Below are 16710 nucleotides of genomic sequence, written 5' to 3' on the forward strand. Positions count from 1 at the left end.
GATGACCGCGACCACAAAAGCGGCGGGTAACCGCAGCGTAAAGGACACCAAAGGCTCAGTTTATGAATTGCGTGGAGAGCTGAGCAGGGGTGGGCAGGGTATCGTTTACCACACTCAGTATCCCCAAGTTTTGATCAAAGGCTTTACCAATAAGGATGCCCATGCGCGCTTGCGTTGGAGCCGCCATATTGCCTGGTTGACTCGCGCGGAGCTCAGCGGGCTGAAATTGGCGAGGCCGCTAAAGTTGCTGGCTGAGCCACGCTGTGGCTATGTCATGGAGCTTATGGATGGGTTGGTGCCACTGCAGAGTCTGTTTGACAGCTTCGTCGCTGCTGAAGACGAGGCATCAGCCGATTACCTGCGCCAAGGCGGCTTGCGGCGTCGCATCCGCATTTTGAGCCAACTCGCCCGCACACTGAACCAACTGCATGCCCGTGGGATGCTTTATGGTGATCTCTCTCCCAGCAATATCTTTGTGTCAGATGATCCTGACCATGCAGAAACCTGGTTGATTGATTGCGACAACATCAGCCTTGAGTCTCACAGTGGTTTGACCGTGCATACAGCGGACTATGGTGCGCCCGAGGTTGTCCGTGGCGATGCGCTTCTGTCCAGCCTGACGGACATTTGGAGTTTTGCGGTCATCGCCTATCAGTTGCTGACTCATAACCATCCGTTTAAGGGTGAGATGGTCAGTGACGGCGAGCCCGAGGAAGAAGAAGCTGCGCTTCGCGGCGAGCATCCCTGGATCAATGACACGCAGGACGATGCCAATCAGTGCTTTGCCAACTTGCCGATTCAGTTGCTTGAACACAGCAAGCTACCCGAGTTGTTTGGCCGTTGTTTTGAAGCGGGCCTGCGCAATCCTGTTGAGCGTCCAAGCATGGCTGAGTGGCTTGAGGCTTTGGCAGAGATTGATGAGCGCATTTATTGCTGCTCAGGTTGTGGCGGCACCACTTTGCTCCCAGCTGGGCTTGGTTCAGCTGAAGATGCTGAGTGTTTTTTCTGCGACAAGCCTGTTGATAGCCGGCTGGTCTTGCTTGAAGAGTTCATCTCCTTGCCGGCAGAAGAAGATTCTGCGGAAGGTGAGAGGTATGCAACCGGGCGCAAGGTCTGGCTTCAGCCTGGTGTTGAGATTGAGCTGAAGCGTCTGATGCCAACGTATAACTATGACCAATGGCCTGCAGATCATATCCGGATCGAATACAACGAAAAGGGTCTGGTTATTCATCCGCTAGCAAAGGAAAAACCTCAACTTCAACTACAGCGAGGAGAGGCCAAAAAGCCTTTGGAGCGTCAACAAGGGTTACCCGAAGCTCTGCGTGGGCAGCATAAAGAGCCGTATCTGATTCACGTGGGTCTGCCGGAAAAATCCAGCCTTGGTGCAACCGAGCTTGGGAAGTCCTATGTCATTTGGCAGTTCAGGTGGTGATGGCATATGGAACTTAAAGACTTTCCCATGCTGTCCGAGGATGTGCTGATTCTTTCCACGGATGAGCGCATTGACCGCTTTCAAATCGGCCAGGCGATTTTCATCCAGGCTTATCAGGATGAATGGCTGGCAGTGCAGGGCGACGAACGCGTCAAAGTAAGCTGCTCCTCCGCCGATCAGGATCTTTTTAGCCGGCTGGCTCTGCGAGATCAGGTGCGTTGGCTACTGACCAGTAAGCAGGGCAGCAATAGGCTTTTGCTGCAGTACTGTGCGCCGGTTGAAGTGTCTGCCATGCAGCTTGAGATTGGGGTCGATGAGCTGATTGCCGATGACCTCTTCAGCAAGCAGGAAATCGCAGATAAGAACATAGACCTGGCTTGCCGCTGGTTAGCCGATCAGTTCCTTGTACGTGGTCTTGAAGAAGGCGACTGGCTTACAGTTGCTCGATTCAGCAATAGCACCTCAAAAGGTGGTTTCCAGTTGCTGGGCAAGGGCTGGCGTGCGGATATTGAGCAACTGCAAGATCGTGGTCTTCTGATCAAACGCATTGCACGTCACTCGCGTCGTGACGGCGCCTATTCGTTACTGATCGGTCAGTTCGAGTTTCGTGATGCCTCCGTTGCTGCAGTTCTCCAAAGTGCAAGCCAGCAAGCATTGCTGGAGGCTGCCCTGCGCGACAGCGCCAGTTATCTTGAGTTGTGGAATCTCTACAACGATAAAGAATGGCAGGGCGCATTAAAGACGGCTGAGACCTTGCGCGCACTGCGCTTCGTTCAATGGGAGGGCGTTGAAGAAGGACGTGAGAATGTATGGCGGTTGACCCCGAAATCGCTGGATGACTATAGGGAGTTTCGTGAGCGTTGGCGCTCACTTGAACTGCCATCAAACACACAAGTTGATCTCGGTGTGGAGCCTCCAGATTGGGCGGAGGAGCTTGTTACAGAAGAAGCGAAGGCCGATCAGAATACTCCGCGAGGCAGTATACGTTTTGAGCGTGACGCTATTGTTTTCAAGCCGGCTTCAACCAGGCCCGGAGTCCGTCCAAAAAAGCCGGAAGGCTGGCTCTACCTGTCACTAGCGGGGCACCGTACTGTTGGTAAAAGACGTCTTGCTGCCAAACAGTCGATTGATTCGGGCAAGCGCCTGCCACAACTAAAATGGTTGCTGGAAGGTGTAACTGTGCCAGCTTCAAGGCGACGGACAATGAATGGGTTGACGCCCTATGCGCTGGAAACCTTCAAAGGCGGAAAGCCGACTGAGAAGCAGGCGCTGGCGTTGGATGCAGCACTCAATACTCCTGATATCGCCATCATTATTGGTCCGCCCGGAACAGGGAAAACGCAGGTCATCGCCGCACTTCAGCGTCGCCTTGCGGAGGAAACCCAAGATAGAAATATCGCTGCACAGGTTCTTATCAGCAGTTTCCAGCACGATGCAGTAGACAATGCGCTGGATCGTAGCGATGTATTTGGCTTGCCGGGTGCTCGTGTGGGCGGCAAGCGCGGAGCACAAGATGAGGTGTCGGTAATTGATCCCTGGCTGGATCGGCAAGGCACTCATTTGCAGGAGAAGATCGCTGAGCAATACAGCAAGTATCCTGAACTGCAACTTATCCGGGACCTGACGACCCGATTAGCCCTGGCCAGAATGGCTGGTATTTCGCCAAGCCATCAAGCGCAGACCTTCACCGGTATTTTGAGTGCACTGCGTGAGCTGGATGGTAACGGTTTGATCCTGCCGCCAAAGCTTGAAACCCGACTTGAAGACTACATCGAGCACTTGCAAAGACAGAGCCCGGCTGCCAAGACGAATGGACAACAGTTTTTCGCTTTGAGGCGAATCCGAGCATTGCGGGTAGAACGAAATTCTTTCAGCGACGACGGGCCTGATCGTGCCTGGGACTTGCTGAGTTGGTTGAAGCGCGACATCGCTGACGCGAGCACCGACTGCCTTGCGTTGCTGCAAGAAGCGGCAGACAGCTCGCAGCCCTCGGATGCGCTGTTGCATGACCTGGCGGCCTTGAAAGACACACTGCTCGATCAGTTCATGCCCGATTACCGACCGGCGCAACTCAGGCAGCAGGCAGACCCTGAAGCCCTTGCTTTACTCGATGAAATTGATCGTTTTGTTGAGCACAGGCTGCGCCAACGAAAGCAGGGCGTGGCTTGGGTACTGGAACAACTTGCTGACAGCCTAGAAATGGACCGAAGGGCTGCGCAGGCAATTGTTTATGAGTATTCCATGGTAGTGGGTGCTACCTGTCAGCAGGCAGCAGGCAAACAGATGGCAAGCCTTAAGGCTCTCCCTGGTCTGGATAGCCCTGGTGTCGACTTCGATACTGTAGTGATCGATGAGGCGGCCCGAGCGAACCCTCTAGACCTCTTTATCCCCATGTCCATGGCCAAACGCCGTGTGGTGTTGGTCGGGGATGACCGGCAGTTGCCGCACATGCTTGAGCCAGACATCGAAGGGCAGCTACAAGAAGAACATCTGCTCACCGAACTGCAGCTGATGGCTTTTCGCTCCAGTCTTTTCGAACGCATGCGGGTCAAGCTGCAAGACTTGGAAAAGGTAGACAACATTCGCCGTGTCGTAATGCTGGATACCCAGTTTCGTATGCATCCATTACTCGGTGAGTTTGTCAGCAAGCAGTTTTATGAATCGGTCGGCTTGGGCCAGATTCACACCCTTCGCCGTGCCGATGAATTTGCATTTACCGAAGCATTTCTCGCCGGTCTTGGTCCGTTGGCCGCTGATTATCGTGACCGAATTTGCCAGTGGATTGATGTGCCTGCATCGCAAGGCAAAGATCAGCGCAGTGGTACAAGCCGAGTCAGAGAGGCTGAGGCGCAACGCATCGCGGATGAGGTGGTCAGGCTTCTGAAAGCGGGGGGAGACAGTCTTTCGATCGGCGTTATTACCTTCTATGCAGCCCAGCGCGACTTGATCATGGAAAAACTCGCTGAGCAGCGTATCGGCGATACCCCTCTGATGGAGTTCCGCAATGGGGCCTTCGAGCCGCACGAGCATTTCAAGTGGGCAAGAAAGGTACGTGGGGACGGCTCAGAAAGTCTGGAGGAAAGATTACGGGTCGGATCGGTCGACGCCTTCCAGGGTAAAGAATTTGATGTTGTGCTCTTGTCTTGCGTTCGTACCTATACCCCCGCAAAGCCTCTGCATAACGCCGACGATAATGCCGAGCGTGAAAAGCAACTAAATCGGCAGTTTGGTTTTTTACGCTTACCCAACCGAATGAACGTAGCCATGAGTCGTCAGCGGCAAATGCTGATTTGCGTCGGGGATGCGGCTTTAGCCACTGCACCTGAGGCTACTGAAGCTGTACCAGCGCTGGCTGCTTTCCATCAGATGTGCGGAGGTGAACGTGGCCGCATTCGTTGAGTCGGGCTTGTACCTAAAGTTTGATGCTAAGCCCAGAGGTAAGAGAAAGGCATTGCTTTGGCCGGTACTGGTACACCGTGTTCTGTATCCAGACCCCAAACGGCCACAATTGAACCTACTGCAGCGAGCGGTACTTGGTTTGGTTCGTGCCAAAACTGTACGTGCAGAGGATCTTGCTGAATTGACTGGGCTTCACCTGAATCTGATCAAGTTGATACAGGCTCAGTGTGTCAGTAATGGATGGCTGGTTGATAACGCAGATGCCCTGACACTCAATGGCGAAAGGCTCTTGGATGATCAGGATGTCGCTGATACCAATATGAAATCCGGCTATTTATTGCAGGACGCGCTCACCGGAAAATTTTGGCCTCGCCTTGTTGTGCAACTGAGCCAAATGGAGCCTGTGGACCAAATGGCTCGGTTCCCCGAGTTCATGATCGAGAGGAAAACAGGTCAATCCATCCGGCCCTTCAAGATTGCCGCTGCACATACCAAGCTACCAAGCCTAGATCATGAGTCGTTGATGTTTGCCTACCGTGATTACCGTGAGGATTACTCGGCGTCACGGCAACTGGGAGAGTCAACGGGTTTACCTGAGCACGTTAGTTTGCAAGGTGTTCAGCGTCTGGACGCCATTGCTCAGCCCGCTCGGGTTCTGGTTTGGGTAACCGCCGATGAGCATGGACAGGGTCTGTGGGCTGTCAAGGACCCTTTTGGATTGCGGGAGAATGCGTGGTGGTTGCAGGAATCACTTCTTCAAGCGATTGAGCAGGATGATCGCTTGCTTGCTCATCTTGAGAGCCTGGTCGGTATTGCGCGAATAGAAAACCAGCCTGTTGATGAGTGGCTTGAAGCGCTGCGCAAACAGACAGAGCTTCAGGTGCTGATTGAATATCCCTGGGTGGAGCGCCAGCCAGATATCAAACGGCATCTGGCGGCATTGCTGGTGCGTCGGGAGAAGCTGCAGCAGGGTGATAACAGCCACCAGGAACTGGATGCGGCCCTAGTAGAAAGTCAGAAGCTGCTTGAGGTGCTGATGCAGTGGCTAATTCGCACCTACCCCGCGGATGTGGGTGTATTGCCCACGCAGCAAAGACTCGACTTTAAGCTCAATCAGAACCTTCTCAAGGCTTTGCAGGTGCCTGCCTTAACAGCTGATGTCATCAATCTACTGGCTAGGCAAAAACTTGATCAGGTCATTCGCGCCTGCGCTACACCTGTTTCCTCACTAAAGGCACTGCTTTTTGCTGCGGTCATGGGAACACTCAATGAATCACGCCATCCTCTCAAGGTGATGGGGCAAAACGAGCTGCAGCTTAAGAAGCTGTTGGAGCTGGCAGATCTGCGCAATCAGAGCAGCCATGCCCAAAGCAGCTTTACAGGCAAACAACCAATTCAACTCACGACACGTGTGGCGCTGGACAGTATCCAGTTCGCCCTGAGCTTTACTGCACAGTTTAAGGAATGGATGTAATGGGGAAGAAGAGCGCGAATAAATTTGGCCCTCAACAAGTGCCTGCAGCAGCTGCAGTATCACGTCCTTCGCTGGAGAAGCAGCTTCATACTTGGGAGGCTTCATTTGAGAGCGCCTCCAAGGTTTACCAGTCGTTTGATATGAGCATGAGTATCCATGTGGATCAGGACTGGTTACTTAGTGTGCTTGAAAGGTTTCAGGCCGAAGGTGACACCGATCTAGCGCGCTGGATTGAGCGATTTGCCGATTTCTGCAAAGAGCTGGTTAAGCTCAAGGAGCGTTTACACGAGGAGTATGCAGAGCGCTGGGATCAGGCCAACAACCTAGTCGCCGGTATTGGCTCAAGGGAGCAGGCACTTGCAGAGCAACAGGATGCTTTCGCGACTGCAAAGGCAGCCTTTGATCAAGCAAAGGCTGCCTTTGAAGACGAGCAGGCCCAACTGGCGCGTAAGAAATCAGAGCTGCTGGATGCAGAGCGCTCACTTAACCTGCGCGAAGCCAACGCTCAGGCGGGTTTTGTCGAGCAGAATGAACAGGCCTTGCGCCAGCTTGAGGAGCGTCAACAACAACTTATCAAGCAGCAAGAAAGCTCACTACGAGAGCTGCAGGATGAAAAGCGCAAGCTTGATGCCGAGCTGGCACAAGCTGCCCGACGCTTGGCAGAGATCAAATATAACTGCTCCGAGGAAGAATCTGAGCGCATAAAGCAGCTCGATGATCGTGAACATGAAATCAAGCAGAGCAAGATGGAGCTTGATCGTGAGCGCAGTCGTATGGATCGCGAGTGGGCTGATATCAAAGCTACGCAAGCCAACCTTGAACAACGTGTTGCAGCTGAAATGGAAGCTGAGCGCGCAAGCCACGAGCGTGCAATAGCAAAACTTGAAAGCCAGCGCGAGTCGGCCTGGAATAAGGCCGATGAACTCAAAGAGAAACTCGCTGACCTGCAGGAACTGGCGCAGGCACTCGGAGATCAATCCGCTGCGGATATCTTGGGACAACTCGATGAGTTAAAGCGTGAGAACGCAATGCTGAAACGCAGTTTGGAGCAGTCGGATACTTCCGAGCTTCAGCGTGAAATCGACTATCTGCGCAGCAGCAAGGCGGATCTCGAGCGTGATCTTGCTGTGATAAGACCCGAGTTGGATGAGTCGCGGCGCGAGTTGAGTAGCAAGCGTGTTGCTTCAACTGAGCTTGAGGCTGTGGCTCGGGAAAAGCGTGTGCTTGAGCAGCATAAAAACACGCTGACTGTGCACATTGATGATCTGGAAAGCCGCATAGAGCAGTTAACCAGTGCCCAGAAGACTCAGACGCCTTTCCCAGCCATGTCGCTGATGGATTCTGGAAAGGAATATCGAGCAAGCATGGAGCACGAGTCCGTGCCTGGACTCAAACAGTTTGCTGAAGAGCTCCAGCATCGTATTGCTACGGCGGAAGAGCAGGTTGAGCTGTTTTATCCCCTTGAAGATATTCGCCTGCTGCTAGGCGGATTGGCTATGAGTCAGCTGCATGTCTTCCAGGGCATCAGTGGTACGGGTAAGACCAGTCTGGCGAAGGCTTTTGCCAAGGCCATGGGTGGCTTCTGTACCGATATTGCCGTCCAGGCGGGCTGGCGTGATCGGGATGATTTGCTCGGCCACTACAACGCCTTTGAGCGACGTTTCTACGAGAAGGATTGTCTGCAAGCCCTTTATAAGGCGCAAACACCGCGCTGGAGGGATACCTGTAATGTGATTCTTCTCGACGAGATGAACCTTTCTCGCCCCGAGCAGTACTTTGCAGAGTTTCTCTCGGCTCTTGAGAAAAACAATCGGGATGAGCGTCTGATCAGCCTTGCAGAGACGGCCATGCCCAATGCGCCTGTCATGCTGCGTGATGGGCGCAAGATTCTTGTGCCTAGCAACGTCTGGTTTATCGGTACCGCCAACCATGACGAAACAACCAATGAGTTGGCTGATAAAACCTATGACCGCGCGCATGTGATGACCCTGCCGAAGCAGGACCACCGCTTCAGTATCAAACAATACGACCCCGCAAGTTTCTCGTATGCCTCTCTGAACAAAGCCTTCGACGAGGCATGCAATAAACATCGGCAGGAAGTCGCTGAGTTGTTGGGGTGGCTCAGTAATGACGGCCTGACCACGCGATTGGAAAAGGATTTTGGCTTAGGTTGGGGTAATCGTTTCGAGAAGCAAGCGATGCGCTTTATTCCTGTGATTAAAGCTGCGGGAGGATCTGAGGCAGAAGCTCTTGATCACCTATTGTCCACGCGTGTGATGCGTAAGGGTAAGGTTACCGGCCGATACGACGTGAGCCTTGATGCACTAAAAAACCTCCAGGAAGGGCTGCTTACTTTCTGGGATGAAGCAGGTCTTGAAGGTGTACCGCAAAGCTGTGTTGAACTGCTAGAAAATGACATTCGTCGACTGGAAGGCGTTAGCTGATGTGGCTGGACAGGCTGACAGGTCAGGAGCTGAGTGAGCTTCCGGAAAAGGTGGTACCTGGTCGGTATTGGGCAGATACCACCGGGTTGACCCTGAATGGTCATACGCCCAATTTCTCGGGCATTTTGGTGGGCGATGACGGACAGCGCTGCCAGCTCAATGATCAGGTTCGCTCGTTCATCCTGCCCAACCAAGTCGATGCTGCGAGCAACGACCTTCTGTTCAAAGCCATAGCCACCATAGATGCCGATCTCCAGCAGGCTGGCGCATTGATATCCCCGCTTATGCCGGCTGCGATTGTCGATGATCAAGGGCATCTCCAACCGTTTGAGGAGAGGCTGCTGGAGGTACTACGTGAAGGCCATCTTCATCGAATTTCTCAACGCCCGCGGCTGGACATGCACTATGAGGATGAGGTCACCGATATTGCTCGTGCACGTAGGTTGTCCAGAGGAGCGCTGGTCCATCTTGCGTCCCATTCGGAGTGCTGGCAGCGACAGACGCTGAGTGGTGTTATCCCACGAAAGGTGATGGCTCGATTCAGTAAGGATGATTACGGTATTTACGAAAACCGTCTCTATGCAAGGCTACTCGACGAAGCAGATAGGTATGTGCGGGCCCGCCTTTCAACACTTGGCAGTTTGAAGGCGACGCTTGAGCAAGCGATGGAGTTTTACAAGTCAGCAGATATTGATCACCGGCTTGCCCGTGCTGTGTGCGATATCTGGGGTATGACCTTTGACCAGAGTTCTACAGGGAAGGCTTTCAAGGTATTAAATGAAAACCTACACAAACTAGAAATTCTGCATAAAACCATTTGTGGGTTGCGGCAAAGCGGCCTCTACACACTCGTTGATCGCAATGCTCGGGTTGCGAGTGCGTTACACCGTACCAACATCCTCAGCCACGACCCACATTACAGGCATGTGGCCACACTATGGGAGCTCCTTGGCAAGACCCACGCCGGTGCTACTGTAGACGCAGAGGAGCGCTTTAAGCGGAACCAAAATCTTGCTCAAGCTTACTCACGTTACGCAGGGCTTGTCCTGCGCAGAGCACTGCATCCCTACCTTGGTGGCAGGGATCAAGGTATTTGGGCCGGTAAAACTCTGCAGCTCCGTCAGAAGAGATTGGAATGGGAGTTACTGATTACACGCGCTTCTGGCGAAGAAGTACTGCTGACGGTTGTACCCTGGCTGACAACTGATCACGAACCAGAGGTGGAGGTACCTTCCAATCGGTATATCGCCTGGCCTGCTATAGGTCACGATCTTCAGGGAGATGCCTTTCTGGGGCAGTGGGTGCCACTTTCACCTTCAGATATGTACTGCGAAGAACGATTTGGCTTGTTAGTAGACCAAACTCTGCAACGCATTTTGCTGGAGAGCTATGGTCGGCAGCTAGAGAAAATTCCGACAGTAGCAATCAGCCTGACCAAGGGTGCGTCGGCATTGCAAGTCGACCTACAAACCAAAACGATGCAAGTTCGAGACATGCTAGGGGATGGCCTCCTTTCGGATCTTCATGCGGCATTGAAGTCCGCCAATGCAGTTCGGCTTGGTTCTGAGTTGCTCGAGCGCAACCAGGAACTTGCTTATTTGCAGTGCTGCCCCGTATGCAAAAAACAGGGGCGTTTGATTTTCCAGAGTCCGGCTGGATTCAGGGCAGAATGTGACTCGTGTGGGACGGTTCGCTACCTGCGTGGCCCCAAGGGGCAGCGCCAATATGAGCAGCTTTTGGGTGGAAAGTACGATTTCCGGACGCAGGGTCGTAGAGGCTGGGCGTTGTCAATTACAGGCTGATCTTAGATTTGCTATTGAGTTATAGCGAAATTTGAAGATCTGAATGCTTTTTTATTAGTGCGTTTTGAGGAGCAAGCATGTGTCGATGCCTGTCTTAACCTATGGGTGTACTGGGTGTGATCTGCATGCATGGGATGCACAAACCTGGGGTTATCGCTTTTACATAATTGATGGCAAAGAGCTAAAGATGCGTGTTGCCATGGGTTGGTGTGACAGCTGCCATGATTTGTCAGGTATCGAGGTCAAGCCTGATGAAGCCATTGAGGCAGAAATAGCCAAAGAGGTTGAGCATCTGCGCAGCGTGGTTGAAAACGAGCTGTTGAACAACCCGCCGATTAGGCGCTGGTGGCAGATAAGGGCAGTGGAAACCCCAGCACTAATTTGCGCTAAATCTGAACTTGTAGCTGCTCAAGAAAGGCTTCGACTTGTGCAGCAGCTGTGCAGCCTTATGGTTAATCGGAAAAGCGGGGGGCGATGCCTAACCTGTGGCTCTGAGCAATCCACAATTTTGCCAGTTTTACCGATATCGGCATCCTTCGACCGCATTTATCCAGATCCAAAGCCAATAGGTTTCACACACCCAGGTTGTGGAGGTGAATTGACAGTTTGCAGTGATGGACTGCGCTTAAATATTCAACCTGTTCGCAGGGCTTACGACACAGAGGGCAGGCTGCTAGAAGCTGACTCATAACAGGGCCAACCTTCCGAGCTGGAAGTCCATATACGTTAGTTCAAATTGCTAACTCAGGACAAAATCGTAGCTCAGGTTAATTGCTGTGATGAGCAACTGTGCACTTTCCATAGAACAGTTCCTCGCGCTGCTGGCGCTGGGATTATAGAGTCATCAGACATGGATCTCGAAGGTCATCTTCTTTACATCGACATCACCCAGATATGCGGAATCGGTTGTGCCTTCTGTATGTATGCTGACAAGCACAAAGCTGGCATCAGCATGGAGCTATCAACGCTGGCTCGGGAGAACCTTGCCAGGCTGATCAATGCTTCGGAGGTCAAGCGCATCTCTATTAGTGGTGAAGGCGAGCCACTCAACAACGCTAAAGTGTTCCATGAGATTCTTGGATTGTCCGAAGGCGGCAAGTGCTTCGAATTCATCACCAGCGGGTTCTATCCACATGACAAGATGGCGGACTTCTACGACACGACGAACCAAATTGTCATGGACAATGGTGATACCTGCAACATCCGCCTCAGTGCCGACAGCCATCATATCGAGAAGGTCAAATGGCGGGCCCACGGTTTCAGCTTAGACTTCCTGCGGCGTCGGCGACCGTCTGGGCTGAGTTTCTCGTTCCGGTCAATCGATACCGACCGCGATTTCACTCGTCACTACCTAAAGTCTGAACTGGCTTGCTGGGGACTTGAGGCAACCATCGAGCCGAAGAGCGTGCTGGAAGATGTACTGGTCGCGGGCGGCGATTGCTTCGGTATCGACTACAAGAACCTCGTACACCCTACTCCGGGAACCGCCCCCGGCTATCTGGATATGTTGGGCTACATTGAGGCGATCGAGTCCAAGGTCAACAAGCCCTTCACCTTCGGCAGCCTGAACAAACCGCCGCAGGCCAACGGCTTGGATGTCACGGTGAAGCCTAGTGGTGACATATACCTTTATGGCATCGAGAATCAGCGCCTAGGCAACATTCATTTTGACCGTGTCGACTGGCAACGGCTGGTCGACCATGTGCGGGAAACACCCTTAACCCGAGCACTTTATACGCAACCCTTGACCGAGTTGCTGACGCGCCTTGATAACACCGAGCTGCTTCGTTCGATCATCGCCAAGGCGAACAACCCCTACTGGCTGGTGAAGGAGCTGGCAGGTCATGCCGGGTTGCTTGAACAGTGGGACGCTGCATGATCGACTCACACAGCCACACCTTTTATTCAAAGCATGCGATCGGCACTGTCGACGAGTTAGTTCGCGCCTCGATCGCCGCCGGCGTGACCGTCCTAACCATCACCGACCACGCGCCGTTCCCCGTGGATATGGACAATCGTCTGCTCGCGTCCGAACTTGATCGCTATTTCGCTGACATCGAGCGGGCGCGGGAGATTTATCAGGGGCAGATCACCATCCTGTGTGGCCTGGAGCTCGACTACATGCCAGGCACCGACGCCTTCAATCGCGAGCTGCTTGCTCGGTACCCGATGGACTTCGTAATCGGCTCGATTCATTACGTGGAGGTTCCAGATGAAGCGATGGTGAAGGTCTGGGAGCTGCCACGCCTTGCCGAGCAGGTGTTCCTAGATCGCTACTTCGCCAATCTCGAAGGTCTGCTAGATAGTGGACTGTTCGATGCCGTAGGGCACGCCGACACCTTGCTGCGCGGTGTGCCGGAAGACATCTTCCTGCGCCGTTTCGAACCTTTGCTGGAGCCGCTCGCCCGAAGCGGTATTGCATTCGAGCTCAATGCCTCAGGTCTTCGAAAGTCGAGCCTGGACCCAGCAACGGGGGGGGAGGTTCAGGGCCTTTGGTCTTACCCGTCTCGGGAATTGGTGGCGCAGCTCATCGCACACGCAGTGCCCTTCACGGTTGGGTCTGATGCCCATGACCCGAGTGACGCTGGTGCGGGAATTACCGAGCTGCTCGCGGCCCTGCGGCCTTCGGGGCTGAAGAGCATTAGTTACTACGAGAGGCGCCGACGAATCGATGTTGCCCTCGACAGCCTGGCGTTACCGGGCACACCAGCAACTTTGGCAGAAGGACTTGAACGGCCTTGAACATGATTTCCCCCGGATATTCCGCGCTATGGTCCGAGGTACTTAATAGCCCGGTTGATGTCCAGTTGGCGATGTTTCGTCAGGCTTCCGCTCAGCCCTGTGCTGATGATGTGAAAACTGGTTTCCGCGCTTTCGCAGCCGACCTGTTTGCACGTGACCTGATCAGCATGACCGAGTATGTTTCGATTTTTGGCGGTACTGCCCTGCACTGCCTTACACCTGCCGAGTCGGGGTTGTTCCGCGACATGGCCTCGGGCAGCGATGCCACAGCGCTGGCTGGGATCTACAGCCGTGCAAAATACGGCGGTGTGCATGACATCCGGTATCTCGCAAGACAACTGATCGACTACCTCAGTGGCGAGCTGGATAGGCCAGACTCGCAATGGTCATACCTGTTCCAGAACGCCAAGGTCTGTGGTGACAACGTGGTGATGATGACCACTGGTTGGCGCAACGTGCCGTCCACGGCGAACGTGCTCTATGAGATCGTGGTAGAGGAGGTCAACGTCAAATTGGCGCATATGGCGTTGCCGACCATCATCAACGTCAAGCTGCCCAGGATTGCGCCGCCCTGCGAGGACTACGCCAGCCTCAGCACCGAGGAGCGGGAGCGCGTCAATCTGGTCCAGGACCATGTCATTCCGGCTGAAAATTTCTATCGTTGGAGCGGTGTGCATGTGATCTTCGGCGACGATGTGTTGGTTACCGGATCTACTGCCGACAAACTGCTTTATGAATCCATGCGTAACGGTGCAAAGTCGTTCCGCGCAATCTATCCCGTGGCGATCGACCCTCGGGTGGCGCTGGGCGACGCCTCGGTTGAGGATCGGCTGAATAGTGTGGTGATCGAGCAACGGCTGGACGATACCGTTGCGGAGCTGTTGTCTGCGCGGGACTACCAACCAATCCTGCGCACCCTGCGCCTGTTGTTCGGGGAGGGAAACCGAGAGTCGCTCGCCACCTTCCTGCCGAAGGTGCCTGCGCTGACCTGGCTGCGCCTCTACAAGTCTGCCTTGGGTAACGAGTTTCTAGGTCAGCCACAATGCGCTCCTTCAATGGCGTTGCTGAGGGAGTACCTGACGAATGTCGGGTTGCTAAGTACCAATGGCATGGCGATTCACCCGTGAACAGCTGCCTTCATAGTTCCGTTCGATATGTGAGCTATTGGGAAAATGCCCCTGGGCAGGTCATGCCAGCCTATGTCGCGCTGGCATTGGTCTCGATGCGTAGAGCCCTGGGTGAGCGCTTTCAATTGCTTACACCGCGGACGGTCCAGGACCTGATCGCCCCTCGAATCCTTGATAAACCTTGGGCCTTTGAACCGTTGCCATTTACTCTAGCGGAGGGGATCGAGGCCATAGTTGCCAGGAGCGACTTCATTCGCATGGCCTTCGTCCATCGATATGGAGGTGCGTGGGTGGATGCAGACACATTGTTATTGTGCGATCCAACTAGCTTACTGTTTCCGGCAGGCCTCAGTCATAAGCTGCATTGGTATGACGAATGTATTTTTGCGTCCCAACCAGGAAACCCACTTCTTGCCCGCGCATTGGCTACTGGGCTTGAGGCAGGCGCCCATGCTTGGGGTAATCCTGGGCGTATCAAGGACATCGTGGATCAATTTGGTGACGAAGTAGTGCCTATAGCCGGAGATATCGTCGACCCCGGCTACCGTCCAAGGTACAACTTCGCAAGCTGTGAGGTGATGCGTCGTCGGGATGTCAGCGTTGTAGACTTTCTAGTGAGAGATACTGCCATACTCAAACTCTACAACACCTACTTCCGGCGTACGTCCACGCGTATAGAATCTGTTGAAGAGTTTCTCTCTGGCGGTACCTTGCTGGCCAATTTGTTCCTGCACATAGAGGCTGATCGTGGCTATTGGATAGGAGAGAGCGAGCGGCTGATGGGCACCGTTTGTTGATGTGTGAGTGTCAGTGTTACTGCGCTTGCGCGCAGATGAATTTGGCACTCACTGACCTCACTCAGGTTTAACTGCTGAGTTATCACCTCATGGACGGTCGGTGTGCCACGGTGAGGGGATGCGTGGGCAACGTACAACCATGCGGGCACGCGCGTTGGTGGTGGGCCGAACTCGAGCTCAACGCGTACCAGGTCGAATACTTCAGTCGTCCGTCCGCTCGGAGTCCAGGCGAGCGGAGCAGTGCGATGATCGGGCTGCGTCACTTCGAGAGGACATTCGAGCTCCAAGTTTATGGTCCCAGGGTGACAGTCAGCGACCTCGGGGAAGTCCTTGCTGATCAGGGGTAACTGACGGGCGAGGGTTCCCTGTGCGACGCCCAGACCAGGTACTAACCGCGCTCTGATCGAATGGAGCTGCTCAGTTTCGGGTGTAGTGGCCAACAATTGATGAAGGTTTTCCAACAGAGCCTCTATTGAGAACGCATTCATGTCCCTCTTGCCGGTGCGCCGAACCTGATCAGTGTGTTGCAGGCTATAGACGACCCGAGTTAAAGGAGAAGGTGGGGGCAGCCACGGGTTAGCTTGTTCAGCCATGGCTGGGTAGATTGCCACCAGCTTTGTTTCTAGGCCGACCGCCATGTGAACGATTGCCGTGTCGACACTGACCACGACCTGTGCGCAGCGTATGTGCCCGGCGGCATCCTTAGGGGATGCCAGTCCATGGACGACGCGCACGTTTTGTCTAGCCACCGCGACTTCCATGCGCAGCGCATCTGCTCGTGTCACGGGGCTGTATAGGATTCCGATAGACCGAGTTGGATAAGTGTCGGCGATGGCGTTCAGCACGCTCACGGATCGGTCGAAGGCCAAGCTTTTATCTGTGCGGCTGGCGTAGGGGTTGAATAGGATTTCCCGGGCTGAGGTGGCGCTCGGCATCGTGTCAGGAAGGGGAACGATGTACTTCCTATCGACCATGCGTGCACCCAAGTCAATAAGCACGCATCGGTAGCGCTCGGCCATGTCGAGACCGGCAGTTGCTTCACCGAACTTGCGATTGACACAGCGCAAACGGTCATCGAGGGAGTACACGCGGGCCGGGTGCAGCAATCGCAAAAACAGGATCTCCGCAGGCTGGATTCTCCCTACCAGATGCACCACAACATCCACCTGTCCAAGCTGCTGCGCTAGGCGGCGAAGTTCGAGTACTCCAGGATTGGCGTTCGTAATCACGACTTGATCCACGCCAAAGTCCTGCGCGTGCATCTGGGCAAGCTCAACGACCGTCAGAACGGTCACGCGGGCATTGAGTTTGCGAGCCTCTCGAAAGAAGAAGGATGAAACGATAGAGTCGCCCAGCTTGGCATCCCAACGAGGGATAAGAATGTGCAGGTTTCCTTCCGTAGGCCTGGGCTGCAGCGACCTATCGACCAGTAAGCGAAACATCACACGCATGCATGCTCTAGATGCGTTTCGCACAAATGACATTTTTGCAGG

At 54.0% G+C, this 16710-nt stretch carries 11 protein-coding genes; 10 read left to right on the forward strand and 1 reads right to left on the reverse strand.

Features of this window, described 5'->3' with window-relative positions; all coding sequences use genetic code 11:
* Position 1: 1 nt before the first annotated feature.
* From B597_RS33810 to B597_RS33850, 10 genes are all read left to right on the forward strand, one after another.
* Positions 2-1432 carry a protein kinase domain-containing protein gene (locus B597_RS33810; RefSeq protein WP_003292730.1) on the forward strand — a complete coding sequence of 477 codons (1431 nt, stop codon included), beginning with the start codon at positions 2-4 and terminating at the stop codon, positions 1430-1432.
* Positions 1433-1438: 6 nt separating this feature from the next.
* Positions 1439-4831: a DEAD/DEAH box helicase gene (locus B597_RS33815; protein ID WP_024161953.1), complete on the forward strand. Its 3393-nt coding sequence runs from the start codon at positions 1439-1441 to the stop codon at positions 4829-4831.
* On the forward strand, positions 4815-6305 hold the full coding sequence (locus B597_RS33820) for a hypothetical protein (protein ID WP_031323415.1): 1491 nt from the start codon (positions 4815-4817) through the stop codon (positions 6303-6305). The genes B597_RS33815 and B597_RS33820 overlap by 17 nt, the downstream gene beginning before the upstream one ends.
* Entirely contained in the window at positions 6305-8749 is a 2445-nt protein-coding gene (locus tag B597_RS33825) for an AAA family ATPase (RefSeq protein ID WP_024161954.1), read from the forward strand. The genes B597_RS33820 and B597_RS33825 overlap by 1 nt, the downstream gene beginning before the upstream one ends.
* A complete protein-coding gene (locus B597_RS33830; protein ID WP_003292727.1) occupies positions 8749-10551 on the forward strand; it encodes a hypothetical protein in 1803 nt (600 codons plus the stop codon). Before B597_RS33825 ends, B597_RS33830 begins: the two co-directional genes overlap by 1 nt.
* 187 nt (positions 10552-10738) lie before the next feature.
* The gene (locus tag B597_RS46980) at positions 10739-11242 is read left to right on the forward strand and encodes a hypothetical protein (RefSeq protein WP_152028157.1); all 504 of its coding nucleotides are present in this window, start codon (positions 10739-10741) and stop codon (positions 11240-11242) included.
* A 159-nt stretch (positions 11243-11401) separates the two neighbouring features.
* A complete protein-coding gene (locus B597_RS33835; protein ID WP_003292726.1) occupies positions 11402-12430 on the forward strand; it encodes a radical SAM family protein in 1029 nt (342 codons plus the stop codon).
* Positions 12427-13293, forward strand: a complete 867-nt coding sequence (locus tag B597_RS33840; protein WP_003292725.1) for a histidinol-phosphatase — start codon at positions 12427-12429, stop codon at positions 13291-13293. Before B597_RS33835 ends, B597_RS33840 begins: the two co-directional genes overlap by 4 nt.
* Before the next feature lie 2 nt (positions 13294-13295).
* The gene (locus B597_RS33845) at positions 13296-14420 is read left to right on the forward strand and encodes a hypothetical protein (protein WP_031323417.1); all 1125 of its coding nucleotides are present in this window, start codon (positions 13296-13298) and stop codon (positions 14418-14420) included.
* Between the two features lie 62 nt (positions 14421-14482).
* Positions 14483-15217: a glycosyltransferase family 32 protein gene (locus B597_RS33850; protein WP_024161956.1), complete on the forward strand. Its 735-nt coding sequence runs from the start codon at positions 14483-14485 to the stop codon at positions 15215-15217.
* Here the strand turns inward: B597_RS33850 and B597_RS33855 are convergent.
* Complete coding sequence (locus tag B597_RS33855; RefSeq protein WP_003292723.1) at positions 15172-16659, reverse strand: glycosyltransferase family 9 protein; 1488 nt, start codon at positions 16657-16659, stop codon at positions 15172-15174. The two genes, B597_RS33850 and B597_RS33855, sit on opposite strands and share 46 nt — an antisense overlap.
* Positions 16660-16710 lie beyond the last annotated feature (51 nt).

The sequence above is a fragment of the Stutzerimonas stutzeri KOS6 genome, from assembly GCF_000307775.2.
Taxonomy (GTDB): domain Bacteria; phylum Pseudomonadota; class Gammaproteobacteria; order Pseudomonadales; family Pseudomonadaceae; genus Stutzerimonas; species Stutzerimonas stutzeri_B.

Excerpts from the sequence above, each read along its gene's own strand:
- B597_RS33850 (WP_024161956.1), top strand. The coding sequence starts at position 14,483 with ATGCCAGCCTATGTCGCGCTGGCATTGGTCTCGATGCGTAGAGCCCTG.
- B597_RS33845 (WP_031323417.1), top strand. The coding sequence starts at position 13,296 with ATGATTTCCCCCGGATATTCCGCGCTATGGTCCGAGGTACTTAATAGC.
- B597_RS33835 (WP_003292726.1), top strand. The coding sequence starts at position 11,402 with ATGGATCTCGAAGGTCATCTTCTTTACATCGACATCACCCAGATATGC.
- B597_RS33855 (WP_003292723.1), bottom strand. The coding sequence starts at position 16,659 with ATGTTTCGCTTACTGGTCGATAGGTCGCTGCAGCCCAGGCCTACGGAA.
- B597_RS33840 (WP_003292725.1), top strand. The coding sequence starts at position 12,427 with ATGATCGACTCACACAGCCACACCTTTTATTCAAAGCATGCGATCGGC.
- B597_RS33815 (WP_024161953.1), top strand. The coding sequence starts at position 1,439 with ATGGAACTTAAAGACTTTCCCATGCTGTCCGAGGATGTGCTGATTCTT.
- B597_RS33810 (WP_003292730.1), top strand. The coding sequence starts at position 2 with ATGACCGCGACCACAAAAGCGGCGGGTAACCGCAGCGTAAAGGACACC.
- B597_RS33825 (WP_024161954.1), top strand. The coding sequence starts at position 6,305 with ATGGGGAAGAAGAGCGCGAATAAATTTGGCCCTCAACAAGTGCCTGCA.
- B597_RS33830 (WP_003292727.1), top strand. The coding sequence starts at position 8,749 with ATGTGGCTGGACAGGCTGACAGGTCAGGAGCTGAGTGAGCTTCCGGAA.
- B597_RS46980 (WP_152028157.1), top strand. The coding sequence starts at position 10,739 with ATGCGTGTTGCCATGGGTTGGTGTGACAGCTGCCATGATTTGTCAGGT.